This window comes from Affinundibacterium baiyunense, from assembly GCF_018139645.1.
Classification (GTDB): Bacteria; Pseudomonadota; Gammaproteobacteria; order Burkholderiales; family Burkholderiaceae_D; genus Undibacterium; species Undibacterium baiyunense.
Genome location: NZ_JAGSPM010000001.1, coordinates 690871 through 709672, shown reverse-complemented (window position 1 = coordinate 709672; position 18802 = coordinate 690871). Strand labels below are relative to the sequence as shown.

Sequence of the window (18802 nt, the reverse complement as noted above, 5' to 3'; positions counted from 1 at the left end):
CGTGTATGGAATTGCGCGGTGTAAGATTTGATTTTAAGTATCTTTGTGTGCGATTAGCGGGTATTGAACGCACAAAAATAAATTGATAGCTAGTGTTGTGTGGGAGAGTAAATGAAATATTGGCTAATGAAATCAGAACCGAATGAAGTGAGTATTGACGATGCTTTACGTCTCGGAGCTGCGCCTTGGTTTGGCGTGCGCAACTATCAAGCACGCAATTTTATGCGCGATCAAATGCAAATTGGTGATGGTGTTTTGTTCTATCACTCAAGCTGCGATGAACCTGGCATTGCAGGCATTGCAGAAGTCGCCAGTACAGCTTATCCTGATGCGACTCAGTTTGATTCTAACAGCCACTATTTTGATCCGAAATCGACAGTGGAAAATCCGCGGTGGATCTTGGTCGATGTGAAAGCAATTCGTAAGACCCGTTTATTAAGCCTTGCGGAAATGCGCTCCAATCCTGAGTTGGCGAGTATGGTGGTATTGCAGAAGGGGAGTCGCCTGTCGATTACCCCCGTTACTGCAGCAGAGTGGAGAGCGGTTTTAAAACTTTTAGATAAACCTAAATAGAGACCCAAATAATTATTGAGTTAAGAGCTGAATTAAGAAGCCAATCAAAAAATCAAATGCGGCTTTGATCTTGAAATTGCTGTCTCAGATTATTTTTTTGTACCTTACCCATCGTGTTTCTAGGTAATTCATCGATAAAGAAAACTCGTTTAGGTACTTTAAAATTGGCAATTTGCGATTTAAGGCGTGCGATCAAGGTTGTGGCTCCCAACTGTGCATGCGCTTTTAATACGACCACAGCGCTCACCGCTTCGCCAAAGTCTGCATGCGCTAATCCAATCACGGCTGATTCAAGTACTTCTGGCATATCGTCAATTAGGCTTTCGATTTCTTTCGGATAAACGTTGTAGCCACCAGAGATAATTAGGTCTTTGCTGCGACCAACAATACTTAGATATCCATCCTGATCTAACTTGCCGACGTCTCCAGTACGAAAGTAACCATCGTCCGTGAACTCTTCCGCCGTTTTTTCTGGCATGCGCCAATAGCCTTGAAATACATTAGGGCCTTTGACCTCGATATCGCCGATTACTTCAGCTTCACTGGCCTCACCAACTTTTGTATCTTGCGTTCGAACTCTTATGCTTACCCCAGGAAGTGCTAGACCGACGGTGCCACCTTTGCGTACACCGTCATAAGGGTTTGAGCTAAGCATGGTGGTTTCGCTCATACCGTAACGCTCAAGTATGGTTTGCCCAGTGCGTTGTTGGAACTGGGTAAAAGTTTCAGTCAACAAGGGCGCCGAGCCAGAAATGAATAAACGCATATTGCGACACAATGTTTGATTCAAGCGCATATCTTGTAGCAACCTGACATAGTAGGTTGGTACGCCCATCATCACAGTTGCTTGCGGCAGATAATGTAAGACTTGATCAGCATCGAATTTCGGCAGAAAAATCATTTTGCTACCATTCAATAGCGCTCCATGCGAGGCGACAAACAAACCATGAACGTGAAATAAGGGCAGGGCGTGCAGTAGCACATCGCCTTCACGCCATTGCCAAATTTCTTTTAAGACAAGTGCATTCGAGGATAAATTTTGGTGCGTTAGCATCGCACCTTTACTCCGTCCTGTCGTACCTGATGTATATAAAATCGCTGCGAGATCAGTAGGCGTACTTTGTACGGTAGTGAATTGATCGGACATGCAAGCGGCTCGATCTAATAAACTACCCCGATTATTGCCTTGCGATGGTGCGTCCAAAGTAAATACGTGTTTGCTGCCGGTTTGAAACGCAATCTGCGAAACCCAGCCAAAATTTTGAGGAGAACAAACTACTACTTCAGGTTCCGCATCTTGAATAAAATAGCCGATTTCGGCGTGTTGATAAGCAGTATTTAACGGTAAAAATACGTAACCGGCACGCAAAGTTGCTAGGTAAAGAATCAAGGCTTCTGGTGATTTTTCTACTTGCACTGCGATTCTGGCACCAGCGCTTAGGTTTAAGCTGCACAACAAGTTTGCTAACTTGGCGCTAGCACGTTCAATATCTAACCAGCTGTAATAGCGACCATCATGCGTTTCTATGCAACAGCGTGATAAATCTTTGGGAAAGTGGTTTGCAAATAAAGCGTAGAGATTCGCGTTCATATCAATTAGCTTGTGATCATTTACCAGTAAACACTGGAACCTTTTTGGCTAAGAAACCTAATACACCTTCTTGGTAATCTTCGGTTTGTAAAAAAGAGAAGGCTTCTAGTTGTTCTTCGTCACTGAGCCGCTCAGGCACAAAGCTAAGTCGACGAATAAATTTTTTATTTAACCGTGCCGCCAATGGTGCGCCTAGTGCGATTCTCTCAGCAGTCTCGCGTGCCTCGGTTGGAACATCATCTGATAGTCGTTGAACCAAGCCTTTTTGCTTGGCCTCGATCGCGTTCAGAATGCGACCTTCGAGCAAGATTTCAGAAGCGACAGCTTTGCCGACTAGGCCCAGCAAGCTTTGCAGTTCTTTGGGCGCTAGTGGAAAGCCTAATCGATTGATTGGAATGCCGAAGCGCGCGCCAGGTGATGCGATACGGATATCACATGAAATCGCAATCTCTAAACCACCACCCACGCACACACCTTCAATAGCAGCAATTACCGGATGTTGGCATTCACTGATGGCTTTGAGTGAAGCGGCAATTACTTGATTGTGATAACGCATGCCATCCGCAAGTGTGTTGCGCACCGTGGCAAATTCTTGCACGTCAGCACCCGCAGCAAAATTGCCACCCGCACCTCGAATAATGATGCAGCGTAGATTCTGATTTTGATGCAAGGCGGTGAAATGTGTCGTGAGTGCATTCCACATAGCCATATTGAGTGCATTGAGTCGGTCAGGATTAGAGATTGTAATGAAGGCGAGATTACCTTCTATATCGCATCGAATATTATCCATCTTCTAGCTTCGCTTTTTGGTGTGCATGAGAGTGCGTGAAAGTGCGTGAGATTGCTGCTTGGATTTATTTTTTGCTCTTTTTACTTTTTGAACTGGCTGCTTTGTTGGCCTCGACTGACACAGGCGAAGTTTGAACCGGAGTGAATTTGCCTGCATAAGCTAACCACAGTAACAGTGCGCCCACTAAAATCATCGGCAGGGAGAGCATCTGTCCAGCTGAGATGGTGATGCCAAGCAAATTGACTTCATAGTCAGGTGTGCGGAAGTATTCGGTAAAGAATCGAGCGCAGCCATATAGCATCACAAACACAGCGCCAACCGCGAGTGCAGGGCGGGCTTTTCGAGCGAACAGCCAAACAATGATGAACAGTAGAATCCCATCAACCAGCATTTGATACAAAGGAGAGGGATGGACTGGATAAGCAACACCTGGCCAATTCATTGCCCAAGGTAGATCTGTTGATGCCATGCGACCTGGTAATTCATGATTGATGAAATTACCAAAGCGACCAGCAGCGTAGCCCAATGGAACGAGCGGGGCGATGAAATCGTACACATAAGCTAGGGGCATTTTTGCTTGTCTTGCCCATAATGACATCGCGACTAAAACACCTAAGAAGCCACCGTGAAATGACATACCACCTTTCCACACCATAAAAATTTCGAGTGGATTTTGTAGGAAGTACATAGGCTGATAAAAAATCACTTCACCCATACGTCCACCAACAATCACACCGAGTACACCGTAAAACAGCATGTCGTCGATATGCTCTTTGGTCCAACCTCGCGCTGCCACATGTGGCATGCGTAGACGTAGACGTCCTAGCACGATGAATTGCGCGAATGCCACCAAATACATGATGCCGTACCAGTGGATTTTGAAAAAGCCGAGATCGAGCGCGATAGGATTAAAATTTGGATGATCCAACATGAGTTTATTTTTCTAAAAGGTCTAAGAAGGCTTGAATAACGGGGGAATTGCTATCGCGGCGCCATGCAATACCAAGTTCAACACTATCTTGCATCGAGTGAGACAATTCCAAGCGTTGATAATGTACTCCGGTACGCTGTAAATTGGCGACCGATTCTGGTACCAAAGCCATGCCCATATTTGCTGAAACCAGCGCAATAATTGTTTGCATTTGGATTGCTTCTTGAGCAATCATTGGGGTTAGACCAGCCTCGCGAAAATACCCCAAAATAGTGTCGTGTAAAGCAGGCGCAATTTTGCGCGGAAACAAGATTAAAGGCAAATCTTTGTAGCTAGATAGTTTGGATGGCAATGGCCGTTTCTGTGCACCATCTGGTAAAGCGAGAATCAGATTTTCACGTCGAAGTTGGCGATAGTGCAGCACATCTTGCAATCGTTCCGGTATCGGTGGGATTAACAATCCGACGTCGATTTCGCCATTTTCTAATAGAGCAAGTTGACGATCAGTGGTTGCTTCACTGAGCACAATCTTAACCTGTTCAAAATGCTGGCGAAACTGTCTAAGTGTCGGCGGCAAGATGCTGTAGTCTGCAATCGAAATAAAGGCGAGCTTAAGTTCGCCTATCGAACCCGCTGCTGCACGTTGTGCAATCGCGGGCAATAATTCGGCTTGTGCAAGTAGTCGTTTGGCTTCCGGTAATAATACTGCTCCGGCTGCGCTTAATTGAATTTGACGCGTCGTACGATGAAATAAAGCCGCTCCTAGTTCAGCTTCTAGCCCTTGTATCGCTTGCGATAGTGGCGGCTGTGTCATGTGCAGTTTTTGTGCTGCTCGACCAAAATGAAGTTCTTCTGCCACGGCGACAAAATATCTCAGTTGGCGCAGTTCGATGTGCATACGTTGTGTAGTTGTGATGTGAGCATCTATGCGATGATCAGATTTTTAGCCATAAATGACGACGGCATGATGACGGCGGAATTATTTTTTTGCCTTGTCCTTGAAGCTGCGCTTGAGTCTTTCTTTGCGCATTTTTTCATGCAACATTTCGTCTTTACGCTTATCTAGGCCGAGCATGCGTTCAAAAAACTCAAACCATAGAAATGCAAATAATCCTAGACCATTAATCCACCACCATGAAATATTTTCCATAAAGCTAAGTTCAAGAAGTTTCATAATATACAGCGCGACAACTGGGACTAGAAGTTTCATAGTGTTTGTAGTGTTAGCGATAAGGCGGGTGAGGTAATGGGTATCGATACTTGTTCAGCTTGATCATGCCTCATGTTATTTCAAGCTGATGCAATGGTGCTTTATCATAGGGGCTAAAATGATCAAGGTCAACCAATGTAATTGAATCGCGTTACTTGTCTCAAGCTGAGATAAAAAGCGGTAAAATACGCAGATTCGATTTTTTAACTGGAGATTTTTATGAAAACGACTTTAATGATTGCAGCAAGTGTAATGATGTTGGCATCTGGTTCTGCGATGGCAAATGCCGATTTAGCGAAATCTAAAAATTGTATGAGTTGCCATAGCGTAGATGCAAAAATTCTAGGACCTTCATTTAAAGATGTCGCTAAAAAGTATGCTGGTGATAAAGCAGCAGAAGGCAAATTAGTTACCAAAGTAATCAAGGGTGGTAGCGGTGTATGGGGCGCAATCCCAATGCCGGCAAACGCACAAGTGAGTGAAGCTGAAGCGAAGACTTTGGTTAAATGGATTTTGAGTGTGAAATAATCTTCAAATTTTCTGAACAAGGCTCGGTCTTATCCGAGCCTTTTTCTTATCCTGAGATGTGCCATGCCAAAATTTCATACGTTAGATAAAATTGATCGTAAGCTGCTGAATATGCTGCAGAAAGACAATCAAACGCCAACGCGTGTCTTGGCCGAGAAGCTACATATTTCTCAACCAACTTGTTTGCGTCGGATAAAAGCATTGCGCGATGCTGGCGTGATTAGTGCAGATGTGGCGATGGTTGATCCGTTTTCGATTGGCTATGGAATGTTGGCTTTTTTGGAAATTTCTCTACAAAATCAATCGGATGAACACATGCGCGATTTTGAGGCATGTATGAATCACGAGCCTGAAGTAATGCAGTGTTATTTTGTCTCGGGTGAGATTGACTATTTCTTAGTCATTCACGTAGTTGATATGGAAGCTTATTATCAATTTGTGAGACGAGCGATTTCTGGATCAGGTAATGTCAGGCATTTTCATTCCCGTTTTCCGATGAAGCGGGCGAAGTTTTCTACGCGTATTGCATTCGATGAGAAAATGCCAGAATTAAGTGTTCGCGTTTCTAGATAAACAGAAGTCTAATCTGGCAAAGTTTAAGACTTACGAACGCCGTTACTGATTTTGCTTAACTCTTGCGTCACTGCACGTTTGACCACTTCTTCAATACTATTACGTAAGCCAACGCGAATCTCATCGGCTAATTTATCAACCGCTGTTTGCAGTACGTCTGCCAAACTATCGCTGACACGATGTTCAAGCACAAAGTCGACACGCGATAGAACTTGACGTAGTACATTTTCTCGCACACTTACTTCAAGTTCTTTCCATTGCTCAGCGCTCATGGTTGGTGTGACTTCGGTGTTTGTCGCGTCCGCTTGCAGCTCGGCGGTCGGAATTTCTGGGATTTGTGCAAGCACTTCTTTAGCTGCAGCGATCGCCGCATTTACAGGCTTGACAGTGCTTGCGGTTGGAGTCTCTTTGGCGGTACTGCTTGTTTGTGCTGATACAGGAAAATGCGACTCTTGTACTTTCGGTGTCGGATTTGCTGGCTTGCCATCGGAATCACTAATAATTTCCGTCAGTACCGGGATGCTTTCATCAATTTGTTCGTTCATTATGCGGATGCCACAATATGAGAGGGTTTGATCCCTTGTTGTTGATATAGACGAAACCGCTGACGCGCAGCATTCGCATCGTCTTCTTGTTGTGATACAACTTCAATCACACGATTAAATTGGGCAAATGTGGTCGGTAACATTTGGCTCAAATTAATCAGCAAATCATGGTGGGGTAGTGCGCTATCGATTTGTGTTGCAATCACAATCGGGGTTTGCGATGCCAGGGGATCATCAATCATCACATGCGGCAAAAAATCGACAGCAGAAAAATCCCAAAGCGCATCGTTCAATAGCGTTGCCTGTTCTAAGTTTTCACTAAGTACCATGATTTGACAATTGGCAGCGCGCGCCTTGCGTATCAGCCGGCAACAATAGTGAATCTTGTCGGCTACTTGACTATGAAAATCAACTCTGGTCATCTGCTTCACTTAGAATCGAATGCCCGTCGGTGAACTCGATTTAGCCCGAGGTACGAGCTTCGGTGTATCGTCTTGTGGGGCGTTTGTGGCTTGTGGCGGTGCCGCTGGTTCGGGATCAGGATAACGGTAGTCTTTAGGCAAAATGTTAGTTTCTGGGTAGCCAGCCGAGCTCAATCCGGTGCGCCACTCTTGCGATTCAAATCCAGAAAACTTTGTTCTGTTGATGAGCATGAATGGTAATTGGGTGTCGCCACTGACTTGCTTTAGTTTATTGACGTCTTCAGTGGACGTAATGGTTTTTTCAAAAAATGGAATACCATTTTGTTTCAGCATAGTGCGCGCTTCATTGCATGCACCGCAATTAGGTGCAGAGTAAAACGTGACGGGATTTTTAGCAACTGCAGCTGCAAGTGTATCGGGTAGTTTGACGTTGGAAATATTGGCAACACTATCTAAAGCTTTTGTACCCAATTTTTTTGCATTCGCTGGCGGCGGTGTGTCGCTGTACACCGTCTTGCCGTCAGCGCCAACCCATTTGTACATTTGTGCTTGTGCCGACATTGAACTCATTGTCAGTGCCAACACGCCGATGGCGAAGGACAAACAACTCGCAGATTGCAAGCGAAGTTTGATAGTGAATGGCGCAAGCATATTCAAATTCTCCAAACGATATTTTTTACTGAATCATGCCATTATGGCGTAATAAGGCATCGATAGTCGGTTTCCTTCCGCGAAAAGCGACAAAAGAATCTAAGGCTGGACGTGATCCACCCATCTCTAAAATCTCGGTTTGAAATAGTTGTCCAACTTTTCGAGATAAGCTGGTGCCTTCAGTTTGCGCTGCCTCTTCAAATGCGCTGTAGGCATCCGCAGATAAAACTTCGGCCCACTTATAACTAAAATAACCAGCAGAGTAGCCACCTGCGAAAATGTGACTGAATGAGTGTTGGAAACGGTTAAAAGCGGGAGGTTGCAGAACACTCACTTCATCTCTGACTTGTTGCAATACTTGTGGAACACTGAGGTTGGACGAACGGGTGCTACCGTCGTGTAGACGCATATCAAACAAGGCAAACTCCACCTGGCGCAGCGTTTGTAATCCAGATTGGAAATTTTTGGCAGCGATCATTTTGTCATAGAGTGCGCGTGGCAGATGTTCGCCGCAGTCTACGTGTGCTGTCATTTGTTGCAGCACGTCCCATTCCCAGCAGAAATTTTCCATAAATTGGGAAGGTAATTCCACCGCATCCCACTCAACCCCAGAAATTCCAGAAACCGAAATGTCATCGACCTTGGTTAACAGCTGGTGCAGTCCATGTCCAAATTCATGGAATAGGGTAATCACTTCATCGTGGGTGAACGTGGCTGGTTTTGCGACGCCATCCACCACCACTGGTGAATTGAAATTACAGGTTAGATATACCACAGGCGTTTGAATGCCGCTCGCTTTGCGGCAACGTGCGCGGGCGTCGTCCATCCACGCGCCTCCTTGCTTGGCAGCACGGGCGTAGAGGTCAAGATAAAACTGTCCAACCAATTCACCATCGCGCTCGACTCGATAAAACTTCACATCGGGATGCCAAGTGGCGGCGCTATCGCTTTGGATATTCACGGCAAACAAAGTTTGAATCACATTGAATAAACCTGCGACGACTTTGTGCTCAGGGAAGTATTGCTTCACTTCTTGTTCAGAAAACGCGTAACGTTGTTCACGGAGTTTTTCTGAAACAAAGGTCGTGTCCCACGCTTGTAAATCGATAATGCCGAATTGTTCTTGGGCGAATTGGCGCAGTTCCTGCAAGTCTTTTTCTGCGTACGGTTTCGCTTTGTGTGCTAAATCGAGCAAGAAGCTTTCGACTTGCGTGGCGCTCTCTGCCATTTTAGGTAAAAGCGAGACTTCGGCGAAATTTCGATAGCCAAGTAGCTCGGCTTCTTCTTGGCGCAGGCTCAATAACTCATCGATGATAGCAGTGTTGTCCCACTCAGGATGTCCGCCAAGTTCCGATGCCTTGGTCGCGTTTGCGCGATAAATTGTTTCGCGTAGCTGGCGGTTTTCAGCGTATTGCAGAAGTGGGAAATACGAAGGGAAATGCAGGCTGAATTGATAGCCCGTTTTGCCATCTTGTTCGGCGGCGTGTTGTGCCGCTTGTAAAACTTCTTCCGGCAATCCTTTGAGTTCGGCCACATCCGTGACGAGCAATTTGTAGTCATTGGTCGCGTCCAACACATTCTCTGAGAATTTGGTAGAAAGGGCTGCCAATTTTTCTTGCACTTCTGCGTAGCGTTTCTTTTTATCGTCAGCTAATTCTGCACCGCCGAGTTTGAAGTCACGCAAGGCATTACTGATGATTTTTTTACGCGCGGTACTCAGCGTCGGGTAGGAGGCGCTCGCATTTAATGCTTTGTAGTGTTCGTACAAATGCAGATTTTGCCCAAGCTCAGTCCAAAATTCGGTGACCTTGGGTTGGTTTTCGTTATAGGCTGCACGTAGTTCTGGTGTATCGCGCACCGAATTGAGATGACTCACGATGCCCCAAGCACGGCCGAGCTTTTCGGTAACGGTTTCTAATGGCGTGACGAAATTGTCCCAATCAATGTTTGCTATTGGTGCTTCTAATTGCGATACCACTGTACGGCATTCTGCTAACAATAGCTCAATCGCTGGGCTGACATGCTCTGGCGAGATCGCATCAAAGAGTGGCAGATCGCTAAAGTTGAGTAGCGGATTTGTGGTGCTTATTGATTGGGTCGTCATGTCACTCATCGTATTAAATTCTTTCTGCAGCTTCTATCGTATTGACTAATAACATCGTGATCGTCATTGGACCGACGCCGCCTGGTACTGGCGTGATGTAACTAGCGACTTCTTTGACATTGGCATAATCCACATCGCCACACAATTTGCCTTCGTCGTCGCGATTCATACCGACGTCGAGTACGACGGCACCCGGTTTCACCATATCGGCCGTGACGATATTGCGCTTGCCTGTGGCGACCACGAGGATGTCGGCATTGCGTGTATGGGCGCCCAGATCACGTGTCTTGGAATTGCATATGGTGACGGTTGCCCCCGCTTGCAAGAGCAACATGGCTTGCGGCTTACCCACAATATTTGAAGCACCAACCACCACCGCATTCGCGCCGCGTACTGGATAGTTAATAGATTCCAGCATCTTCATCACGCCATACGGTGTGCATGGGCGGAATAAAGGCTGACCTGTCATTAGCAAACCAGCATTGCTGATATGAAAACCGTCTACATCTTTTTCTGCGGCAATCGCTTCAATCACTTTATTCGCATTGATGTGCGCAGGTAAAGGTAGTTGCACCAAGATGCCATTGATCTTTGGATCATTGTTTAAGCGCGCAATGTGATCCAAAAGAGTCGCTTCGCTCAAGTCCGCATCATATTTTTCCAGCACAGAATAAAAGCCACAGTCTTCACAAGCTTTGACTTTGTTGCGCACATACACTTGTGACGCAGGATTTTCGCCGACCAAAATAACGGCCAAACCTGGCTGTTTGCCTTGCGCCGTTAATGCTGCTGCACGTTTGGTAACGTCTTCGCGAATTTGTTGGGAAAGTTGGGTGCCGCTAATGATTTGTGCCGTCATGGTGGTGGACTCGGAAAAGTGCTTAGTGTGGAAGTGAATTGCTTTTGAATTAACTTCAATTAAGCCAAGTTTGCAAAGAAAGGATAAGCCGTGATTATACGGGATGTAGGGCTTATTTCATTCGATGTTGCCGCCAAAAAACCGTTTGCCGAGGTGAATTACATGAGCAAAGTGTTTAATTTAGTTGATACTTTTGTGATATGGATCTTTGTATAGATGTAGTTGAATGCCTGTTCGCTCGTATTTGATCTGATCAGCTCATGCGAGGTGAATTTTTGCATGCTAAAAAACGACAGACAAAATTTGTATCTTTTAGTCTTGTGTTTGAAAGTAAGTTTCTATGGATTTGAGTAGGAAATTTTGCCATCGGTATCAGTGCTCAGGTGAACAAGTAGGCGAGAGGTATACATTTATCTAGGTTTGATTAATTCTTGGTTGGCATGAATTTCCACTAAAAAAATAGCAAAAATACATGGATTTAGTATGTTGCGCTGCGTCACAAATTTCATTATATGAAACGTCATATCGTAATTTGAAATTTGCGAAAACTGCTGTTAGAATTCCTCAGTTCTAAAAATCTGTCCTGAAATTTGTTTCCCTGCATTGCGCTTTTTAGTTAATTCAGACAAGCTGGAAATTCTAGCCAAAGTAATTTGTCGCTAAGAATTTTTAGACAACATTGGAATGTCAGCGTGATGTAGTAATAACAGTCGGTACAGAAAAATACGTAGGTAAATTCCGCAAATTTAATATTGCGAATTTAAATTACGAATGCACATTGCGAATGTCAATTGATCAACGAGGAGACCGTATGTCACAAATAGACCAAATTTTGGCGCAAGCCGCGAACGACCCAGATGTGATCGAGACCAATGAATGGCTCGATGCTTTGGAGTCTGTGATTGATACGGAAGGCCCGGATCGCGCTCACTATTTAATGGAACGCATGATGGATTTGGCGCGTCGTCGTGGTGCGAATATCCCGTTCTCCAGCAACACTGCTTACGTTAATACGATCCCAGCTGATAAAGGTGCGCATTGTCCAGGTAATTTGGAAATCGAAGAGCGCCTCCGTTCCTACATGCGTTGGAATGCGATGGCGATGGTGGTGAAAGCGAATCGTCTTGACGGCGATTTAGGTGGTCACTTATCGAGCTTCGCTTCGTTGGCGAACATGTTGGGTATCGGCTTTAATCACTTCTGGCATGCGCCGACTGCAGATCACGGTGGCGATTTGCTGTATATCCAAGGTCACTCTTCTCCAGGTATTTATGCTCGCGCTTTCCTCGAAGGCCGCTTGAGCGAGGAACAGCTTTTGCACTTCCGTCGTGAAGTCGATGGTAAAGGTCTGTCTTCTTACCCACATCCAAAATTGATGCCAGATTTCTGGCAATTCCCAACGGTGTCTATGGGCTTGGGTCCATTGATGGCGATCTATCAAGCGCGCTTCTTGAAGTACCTGCATGCGCGCGGCATTGCTGACACCGAAAAACGTAAGGTATGGGCTTTCTGCGGTGATGGTGAAATGGATGAACCAGAATCCATGGGCGCGATTGGCATGGCCGGTCGTGAAAAGTTGAATAACCTCGTGATCGTGGTGAACTGTAATTTGCAACGTTTGGACGGCCCAGTACGGGGCAATGGCAAAATCATCCAAGAGCTCGAATCTGATTTCCGTGGCGCTGGCTGGAATGTCGTTAAAGTGATCTGGGGTTCTGGCTGGGATGAATTGCTGGCGAAAGACAAAGAAGGTGCGCTGCGTAAGATCATGATGGAAACCGTCGACGGTGAATATCAGAACTACAAAGCGAAAGATGGCGCCTATGTTCGTTCCCACTTCTTCGGCAAAGATCCACGTACTTTGGCGATGGTCGCGCACATGTCCGATGACGATATCTGGCGTTTGACACGTGGTGGTCATGATCCACATAAGATTTACGCAGCATTTAAGGTCGCACAAGAAAGCGTTGACCAACCAACGGTTATTTTGGCGAAGAGTATCAAGGGCTACGGCTTCGGTAAAGCGGGTGAAGCTCGTAACACGGCACATAATACGAAGAAACTCGACGATGAGGCGATCAAGTCCGTACGCGATCGCTTCCAATTGCCAATCGCCGATGAGAAGTTGCCAGAGATTCCTTTCTACAAACCAGCTGACGACACGCCAGAGATGAAGTACTTGCACGAACGTCGTGCAGCACTCGGTGGTTATTTGCCACAACGTCGTCAACAAGCGGACGAACAATTGGTGGTGCCTCCATTGTCCGCGTTCCAAGCGATGTTGGAACCAACAGCGGAAGGCCGTGAGATTTCAACAACGGCATCTTATGTGCGCGTGTTGACGTCTTTGCTGCGTGATAGCAGTTTGGGCCAACGCGTGGTGCCTATCATGGTCGATGAATCGCGTACATTCGGTATGGAAGGCTTGTTCCGTCAAATCGGTATCTTCAGCCAAGTTGGGCAGTTGTACGAGCCAGTCGATAAAGATCAGGTGATGTACTACCGCGAAGACAAAGCCGGTCAGATTTTGCAAGAGGGCATTAATGAAGCCGGTGGTATGAGTTCATGGATCGCTGCGGCGACTTCCTATTCAACCAATAACCGCGTGATGATCCCGTTCTACACGTATTACTCGATGTTCGGTCTGCAACGTATCGGCGATTTGGCCTGGGCCGCAGCGGATATGCGTGCACGTGGTTTCTTGATCGGTGGAACTGCTGGTCGTACGACACTGAACGGTGAAGGCTTGCAGCATGAAGATGGCCATAGCCATGTGATGGCATCTACGATTCCAAACTGCGTACCTTACGATCCTACATTTGCGCATGAAGTCGCAGTCATTATTCATGATGGTTTGCGTCGTATGGTCACGAACCAAGAAGACGTGTTCTACTACATCACGGTGATGAACGAGAACTACGCACATCCAGGTTTGGTTGCTGGTCAAGAAGAAGGCATCATCAAAGGTCTGTACTCCTTCAAGAAATCGGAAGCGCAAACCAAACATCGCGTACAACTCTTGGGCTCCGGCACCATCTTGCGTGAAGTGATTGCGGCGGCAGATCTGTTGCAAAATGATTGGGGTATTGCGGCCGATATTTGGTCTGCACCATCCTTCACTTTGTTGGCTCGCGATGGTCAAGATGCAGAGCGTTGGAATATGCTGCACCCAACTGAAACACCACGCGTTCCTTACATCGCGGAGTGCCTGAAAGATACTGCTGGTCCTATCGTGGTATCGACTGACTACATGCGTGTGTATGCAGAACAAGTGCGTGCATTTATTCCTAAAGATCGTACTTATAAAGTATTGGGTACTGATGGTTTCGGTCGTTCCGATAGTCGTGCGAAATTGCGTGAATTCTTCGAAGTGAATCGTTACTTTGTCACAGTCGCAGCATTGAAAACGTTGGCCGACGAAGGCGCGATTTCTGCATCTGTGGTAGCACAAGCGATCGAAAAATACGGTATCAATCCTAATAAACCAAATCCGGTGACTGTTTAGTTTTCGTTTGCTTCGGCGCCAAATCGTAGGGCGGGTGCAACCCGCGCCGCCTACCGATTGAGCGCTTGAGCAGCGCGGGTTGCACCCGCCCTACATGAATACATACGAAAACAAACGCAGCGCTTAATTAATTAGCCTTGACCCCAGCCTTCCCCATAGCAGGGGAGGGAATAAATGGAGAAAATGATGAGTACAGTAGAAGTCAAAGTGCCGGATATCGGTGATTTTAAAGAAGTTGAAGTGATCGAATTGATGGTCAAAGTGGGCGACACCATCAAGGTCGACCAATCCTTGATCACTGTTGAATCAGATAAAGCCAGTATGGAAATTCCATCGAGCCATGCTGGTGTAGTGAAAGAAGTCAAAGTTAAAGTTGGTGATAAAGTTGCCTTAGGCTCTTTAGTGGTGATCGTTGAAGCGGATGGTGAACCAGGGTCTACGCCAGCTGCTCCAGCTCCAGCTGCTTCGGCCCCTGCCGCAGTACCAGCGCCAGTAGCACCTGCGCCTGTTGCCGTACCAGTTTCCGTTGCACCCGCAGTAGCAAGCACGGCTGCAGTGGCAACGGCACCAGCAGGTAAAGCACACGCATCGCCTTCGATCCGTAAATTTGCACGCGAATTAGGCGTTGATTTGAGCAAAGTTCCAGGTACTGCACCGAAAGGCCGCATCACGCAGCAAGACGTACAAAACTACGTCAAGGGTGTGATCGCTGGATCTGCGAGTGCGCCAGTTGCTAGCGCTGCAAGTACAAATGGTAGTGGTGCGGGTTTGAATCTCTTGCCATGGCCATCGCTCGATTTCTCTAAGTTTGGCGCAACTGAAGCGCAGCCATTGTCACGTATCAAAAAACTCAGCGGTCCGAATTTGCATCGCAATTGGGTCATGATTCCGCATGTCACGCAATTCGACGAAGCAGATATTTCTGATCTCGAAGAATTCCGTAAATCCTCGAACGCGGCTTTGGCTAAATCGGGCGTGAAATTGACGATGTTGGCTTTCGTGATCAAGGCCAGCGTGTCTGCCTTGAAGAAGTTCCCAGCTTTTAATTCCTCTTTGGATGCAACTGGTGAAAACTTGATTTTGAAGCAGTACTACAACATCGGTTTCGCAGCTGATACACCGAACGGTTTGGTGGTGCCCGTCGTCAAAAACGCTGACCAAAAAACTTTATCGCAAATCGCTAACGAAATGGGCGAATTGTCAGCGCAAGCGCGTGAAGGTAAGTTGAAGCCAGCCGATATGCAAGGCGCTACCTTCACGATCTCTTCTTTGGGCGGTATCGGTGGCACCGCATTCACACCGATCATCAATGCACCGGAAGTCGCGATTCTTGGTTTGTCTAAGTCTTCGATGAAACCGGTGTGGGACGGCAAACAATTCGCTCCACGTTTGATGTTGCCATTGTCCTTGTCCTACGACCATCGCGTGATCGATGGTGCGATGGCGGCGAAGTTCACAGCCTATTTGGCGGATGTTCTCGCTGATTTGCGTAAAACTATGTTGTAATCAGGAGCCAAGACGATGAGTACAGTTGAAGTCAAAGTCCCTGATATCGGCGACTTTAAAGAAGTAGAAATTATCGAGATCATGGTTAGGGTTGGCGATACGATCAAAGTTGATCAGTCCTTAATTACCGTTGAGTCTGACAAGGCGAGTATGGAGATCCCGTCTAGTCAAGCGGGTGTCGTCAAAGAGCTGAAAGTGAAAGTTGGCGATAAGATTGCAGAAGGTAGCATCGTTCTGGTAGTCGAAGCGGCTGTTGCTGCAGCACCAGTATCTGCACCAGCGGCGTCAGCACCAGCCTCCGCTGCGGCTCCAGTTGCTGCTGCCGCGGTTCCCGCCGTTTCTAGTGGTCCAATCGACGTCATAGTACCCGATATCGGCGATTTTAAAGAAGTCGAAGTCATCGAAGTTATGGTGAAAGTGGGTGACACAGTGAAGGTCGATCAATCTTTGGTGACGGTCGAATCGGATAAGGCGAGTATGGAAATTCCATCGAGCCATGCGGGTGTCATTAAGGAATTAAAAGTTAAAGTCGGTGATAAAGTTGCCGAAGGCAGTTTGTTGATCGTGGTGGAAGGGACTACTTCTGCGCCTGCAGCAGCTCCGGCTGCAGCGCCTGCGCCTGTAGCCAGTGCACCTGCCGTCGCTGCGCCATTGGCATCGAGTTATGCCGGTACGGTCGATATCGAATGCGACATGATGGTGTTGGGTGCGGGCCCTGGCGGATATTCTGCAGCTTTCCGTTCTGCTGATCTCGGTTTGAGTACCGTCTTAGTCGAACGCTATTCGACTTTAGGCGGCGTGTGCTTAAATGTTGGCTGTATTCCATCGAAAGCTTTGTTACACGTAGCGGCAGTAATTGATGAAACCGCAGCGATGTCAGGTCATGGCGTAACATTCGCCAAGCCGCAAATTGATCTCGATGCTTTGCGTGCACACAAAGACGGTGTCATCAAGCAAATGACTGGCGGTTTAGCTGGTATGGCGAAAGCGCGCAAAGTGAACGTTTTGCAAGGGGTCGGACAATTCGTGAGCCCACATCACATCGAAGTGACAGCGGCTGATGGTAGTAAGAAAGTCGTACAGTTTAAACAGGCGATTATTGCGGCTGGCTCTTCTGTCGTAAAACTGCCTTTCGTGCCAGAAGATCCACGCATTGTGGATAGCACAGGTGCTTTGGAGTTGCGCCAAATTCCGAAACGTATGTTAGTTATCGGTGGTGGCATTATTGGCCTAGAGATGGCGACCGTGTATTCGACTTTGGGTGCGCGTATCGACGTCGTCGAAATGATGGACGGTTTGATGCAAGGTGCTGATCGCGATATGGTCAAGGTCTGGCAGAAGCATAATCAACACCGCTTTGACAATGTGATGACGAAGACTAAAACAGTCGGCGTCGAAGCACTGCCTGAAGGCATTAAAGTCACGTTCGAAGCGGCGGAGGCTGGTGTAGCTGCGCCTGCACCGCAACTCTACGATTTGGTGCTGGTAGCAGTGGGCCGCAGTCCGAATGGTAAGAAAATCGCCGCCGATAAAGCGGGTGTGGCAGTGACTGATCGTGGTTTCATCAACGTCGATAAACAAATGCGTAGCAACGTACCGCATATTTTTGCGATCGGTGATTTGGTTGGTCAACCAATGTTGGCGCACAAAGCGGTACATGAAGCACACGTGGCAGCGGAAGCAGCAGCTGGACACAAAGCATTCTTTGATGCGACGGTGATTCCATCGGTGGCTTACACTGATCCAGAAGTGGCATGGGTTGGTGTCACGGAAGACGAAGCGAAAGCCAAAGGTATAGCGATCGAGAAAGGCGTGTTCCCTTGGGCAGCTTCTGGTCGCGCCGTTGCGAATGGCCGTGCCGAAGGCTTCACGAAGTTGATCTTTGATGCGGAAACCAAACGCATTATTGGTGGCGGTATCGTCGGTACACATGCAGGCGATATGATCGGTGAAGTCGCAGTGGCGATCGAAATGGGCGCTGATGCAGTGGATATCGGTAAAACTATCCATCCACATCCGACCTTGGGTGAGTCGATTGGTATGGCAGCAGAAGTCTATAAAGGCGTATGTACCGATCTACCGCCGCAACGTAAAAAATGAGTCGTAAGAACGTTGCGGTTTCGATGTGATTGATTAGTTCTCCGCGTGATCGAAGAAATCCCTGACCCTTTATTGTGTCAGGGATTTTTTTTGGACATCGTCGAAGTACCAGTTGTACAATCGCGCTTTATTTGAATATTGACTACCAAATAGTTCGATAATTCAATATATGAATATGATGACTTTGGTCTTTTTTAATTATTTTGTAGAGCGCTATTAGCACACATAGCACGTATAGGACATCAGTATGATCAAACATTTCTACACCGAAGCTCAATATGGTTATCAAAAGCAATTGGTGAAATATGCAGGTCGAATTTACGATTTAGATAGCTTTAACAAAGATCCGCATTTGGCAAATGCTATTGCAGAGGCAGAGTATTTGCGTCAAGGGGTGGTCGACGAACGCGCGGTGAGAGCGTCGGCTGGTTTGACAATGATGGCGGCAATTTGGGTGTTCTGTTTAGCGTTCTTTTACGGCATGTTCTTGCCAATTACCTTGTTTGCTACTTATTCTTTTTTTGATTTTGTACTGCGTGTATTTGTTGGTGTGCAGTATTCACCATCGATGGTCGTTTCCGCTTGGATTAGTCAGCGCGTGTTGAATATGCAGCCTGAGTGGGTATCTGCAATGCCAAAACGTTTTGCTTGGACGATAGGGGTGATTCTGTCTGGTACGGTTGCATTTCTATTTTGGACAGGTAAAAACGGATTAAGTACGCAATTGATTTGTGCAGTTTGTGTCTTATTTACTTGGATGGAATCCGCATTCGCCTATTGCGCAGGCTGCCATATTTATAAGCTATTGAATTTCAAATCAGAAGCATGTAACGGCGCAAGTTGCGAAGTCACCTTGAAATAGGTCTCACTGATTTCGTGGTAGGAATTTAAGCTTAATGTTGATCTAAGAGTGC

Annotated in this window: 17 protein-coding genes; 7 read left to right on the top strand and 10 right to left on the bottom strand. The window is 46.7% G+C overall.

Annotated elements, in window-relative coordinates:
* Positions 1-111: 111 nt before the first annotated feature.
* On the top strand, positions 112-573 hold the full coding sequence (locus KDM92_RS03140; protein WP_212682936.1) for an EVE domain-containing protein: 462 nt from the start codon (positions 112-114) through the stop codon (positions 571-573).
* 52 nt (positions 574-625) lie between these two features.
* On the opposite strand, the gene KDM92_RS03135 is transcribed toward KDM92_RS03140, so the two are convergent.
* The 5 genes from KDM92_RS03135 to KDM92_RS03115 all read right to left on the bottom strand — a co-directional run bounded on the left by KDM92_RS03135 (position 626) and on the right by KDM92_RS03115 (position 5095).
* Entirely contained in the window at positions 626-2164 is a 1539-nt protein-coding gene (locus KDM92_RS03135; protein ID WP_212682935.1) for a malonate--CoA ligase, read from the bottom strand.
* Between the two features lie 16 nt (positions 2165-2180).
* Complete coding sequence (locus KDM92_RS03130; protein ID WP_212682934.1) at positions 2181-2954, bottom strand: enoyl-CoA hydratase/isomerase family protein; 774 nt, start codon at positions 2952-2954, stop codon at positions 2181-2183.
* Positions 2955-3018: 64 nt separating this feature from the next.
* On the bottom strand, positions 3019-3885 hold the full coding sequence (gene lgt, locus KDM92_RS03125) for a prolipoprotein diacylglyceryl transferase (RefSeq protein WP_212682933.1): 867 nt from the start codon (positions 3883-3885) through the stop codon (positions 3019-3021).
* A 4-nt stretch (positions 3886-3889) separates the two neighbouring features.
* On the bottom strand, positions 3890-4783 hold the full coding sequence (locus KDM92_RS03120) for a LysR family transcriptional regulator (protein WP_212682932.1): 894 nt from the start codon (positions 4781-4783) through the stop codon (positions 3890-3892).
* 81 nt (positions 4784-4864) lie between these two features.
* Positions 4865-5095, bottom strand: coding sequence for a hypothetical protein (locus KDM92_RS03115; RefSeq protein ID WP_212682931.1), 231 nt, complete (start codon positions 5093-5095; stop codon positions 4865-4867).
* 219 nt (positions 5096-5314) lie between these two features.
* Between KDM92_RS03115 and KDM92_RS03110 the strand changes: the two genes are divergently transcribed.
* Positions 5315-5623 (top strand): c-type cytochrome, encoded by a 309-nt coding sequence (locus tag KDM92_RS03110; RefSeq protein WP_212682930.1) that lies wholly within the window; start codon positions 5315-5317, stop codon positions 5621-5623.
* 63 nt (positions 5624-5686) lie between these two features.
* Positions 5687-6196: an Lrp/AsnC family transcriptional regulator gene (locus KDM92_RS03105; RefSeq protein WP_189344476.1), complete on the top strand. Its 510-nt coding sequence runs from the start codon at positions 5687-5689 to the stop codon at positions 6194-6196.
* Positions 6197-6219: 23 nt separating this feature from the next.
* Here KDM92_RS03105 and KDM92_RS03100 read toward each other — a convergent pair whose 3' ends face one another.
* From KDM92_RS03100 to folD, 5 genes are read right to left on the bottom strand one after another with little or no spacing between them, the layout of a single operon-like run.
* Entirely contained in the window at positions 6220-6741 is a 522-nt protein-coding gene (locus KDM92_RS03100; protein ID WP_212682929.1) for a hypothetical protein, read from the bottom strand.
* Positions 6741-7163, bottom strand: coding sequence for a DNA polymerase III subunit chi (locus KDM92_RS03095; RefSeq protein WP_212682928.1), 423 nt, complete (start codon positions 7161-7163; stop codon positions 6741-6743). The genes KDM92_RS03100 and KDM92_RS03095 overlap by 1 nt, the downstream gene beginning before the upstream one ends.
* A 9-nt stretch (positions 7164-7172) precedes the next feature.
* Positions 7173-7814, bottom strand: a complete 642-nt coding sequence (locus KDM92_RS03090; RefSeq protein ID WP_212682927.1) for a glutaredoxin family protein — start codon at positions 7812-7814, stop codon at positions 7173-7175.
* 25 nt (positions 7815-7839) lie between these two features.
* The gene (locus tag KDM92_RS03085; RefSeq protein WP_212682926.1) at positions 7840-9918 is read right to left on the bottom strand and encodes a M3 family metallopeptidase; all 2079 of its coding nucleotides are present in this window, start codon (positions 9916-9918) and stop codon (positions 7840-7842) included.
* A 13-nt stretch (positions 9919-9931) separates the two neighbouring features.
* Positions 9932-10777: a bifunctional methylenetetrahydrofolate dehydrogenase/methenyltetrahydrofolate cyclohydrolase FolD gene (gene folD / locus KDM92_RS03080; RefSeq protein WP_212682925.1), complete on the bottom strand. Its 846-nt coding sequence runs from the start codon at positions 10775-10777 to the stop codon at positions 9932-9934.
* A gap of 811 nt (positions 10778-11588) precedes the next feature.
* On the opposite strand from folD, the gene aceE reads away from it, so the two are divergent.
* The 4 genes from aceE to KDM92_RS03060 all read left to right on the top strand — a co-directional run bounded on the left by aceE (position 11589) and on the right by KDM92_RS03060 (position 18750).
* Positions 11589-14282 carry a pyruvate dehydrogenase (acetyl-transferring), homodimeric type gene (aceE, locus tag KDM92_RS03075; protein ID WP_212682924.1) on the top strand — a complete coding sequence of 898 codons (2694 nt, stop codon included), beginning with the start codon at positions 11589-11591 and terminating at the stop codon, positions 14280-14282.
* A gap of 186 nt (positions 14283-14468) precedes the next feature.
* Positions 14469-15788: a dihydrolipoyllysine-residue acetyltransferase gene (aceF, locus tag KDM92_RS03070; protein ID WP_212682923.1), complete on the top strand. Its 1320-nt coding sequence runs from the start codon at positions 14469-14471 to the stop codon at positions 15786-15788.
* A 15-nt stretch (positions 15789-15803) separates the two neighbouring features.
* Positions 15804-17888: a dihydrolipoyl dehydrogenase gene (gene lpdA, locus KDM92_RS03065; RefSeq protein WP_212682922.1), complete on the top strand. Its 2085-nt coding sequence runs from the start codon at positions 15804-15806 to the stop codon at positions 17886-17888.
* A 247-nt stretch (positions 17889-18135) separates the two neighbouring features.
* Positions 18136-18750, top strand: a complete 615-nt coding sequence (locus tag KDM92_RS03060) for a DUF4395 domain-containing protein (RefSeq protein ID WP_212682921.1) — start codon at positions 18136-18138, stop codon at positions 18748-18750.
* Positions 18751-18802 lie beyond the last annotated feature (52 nt).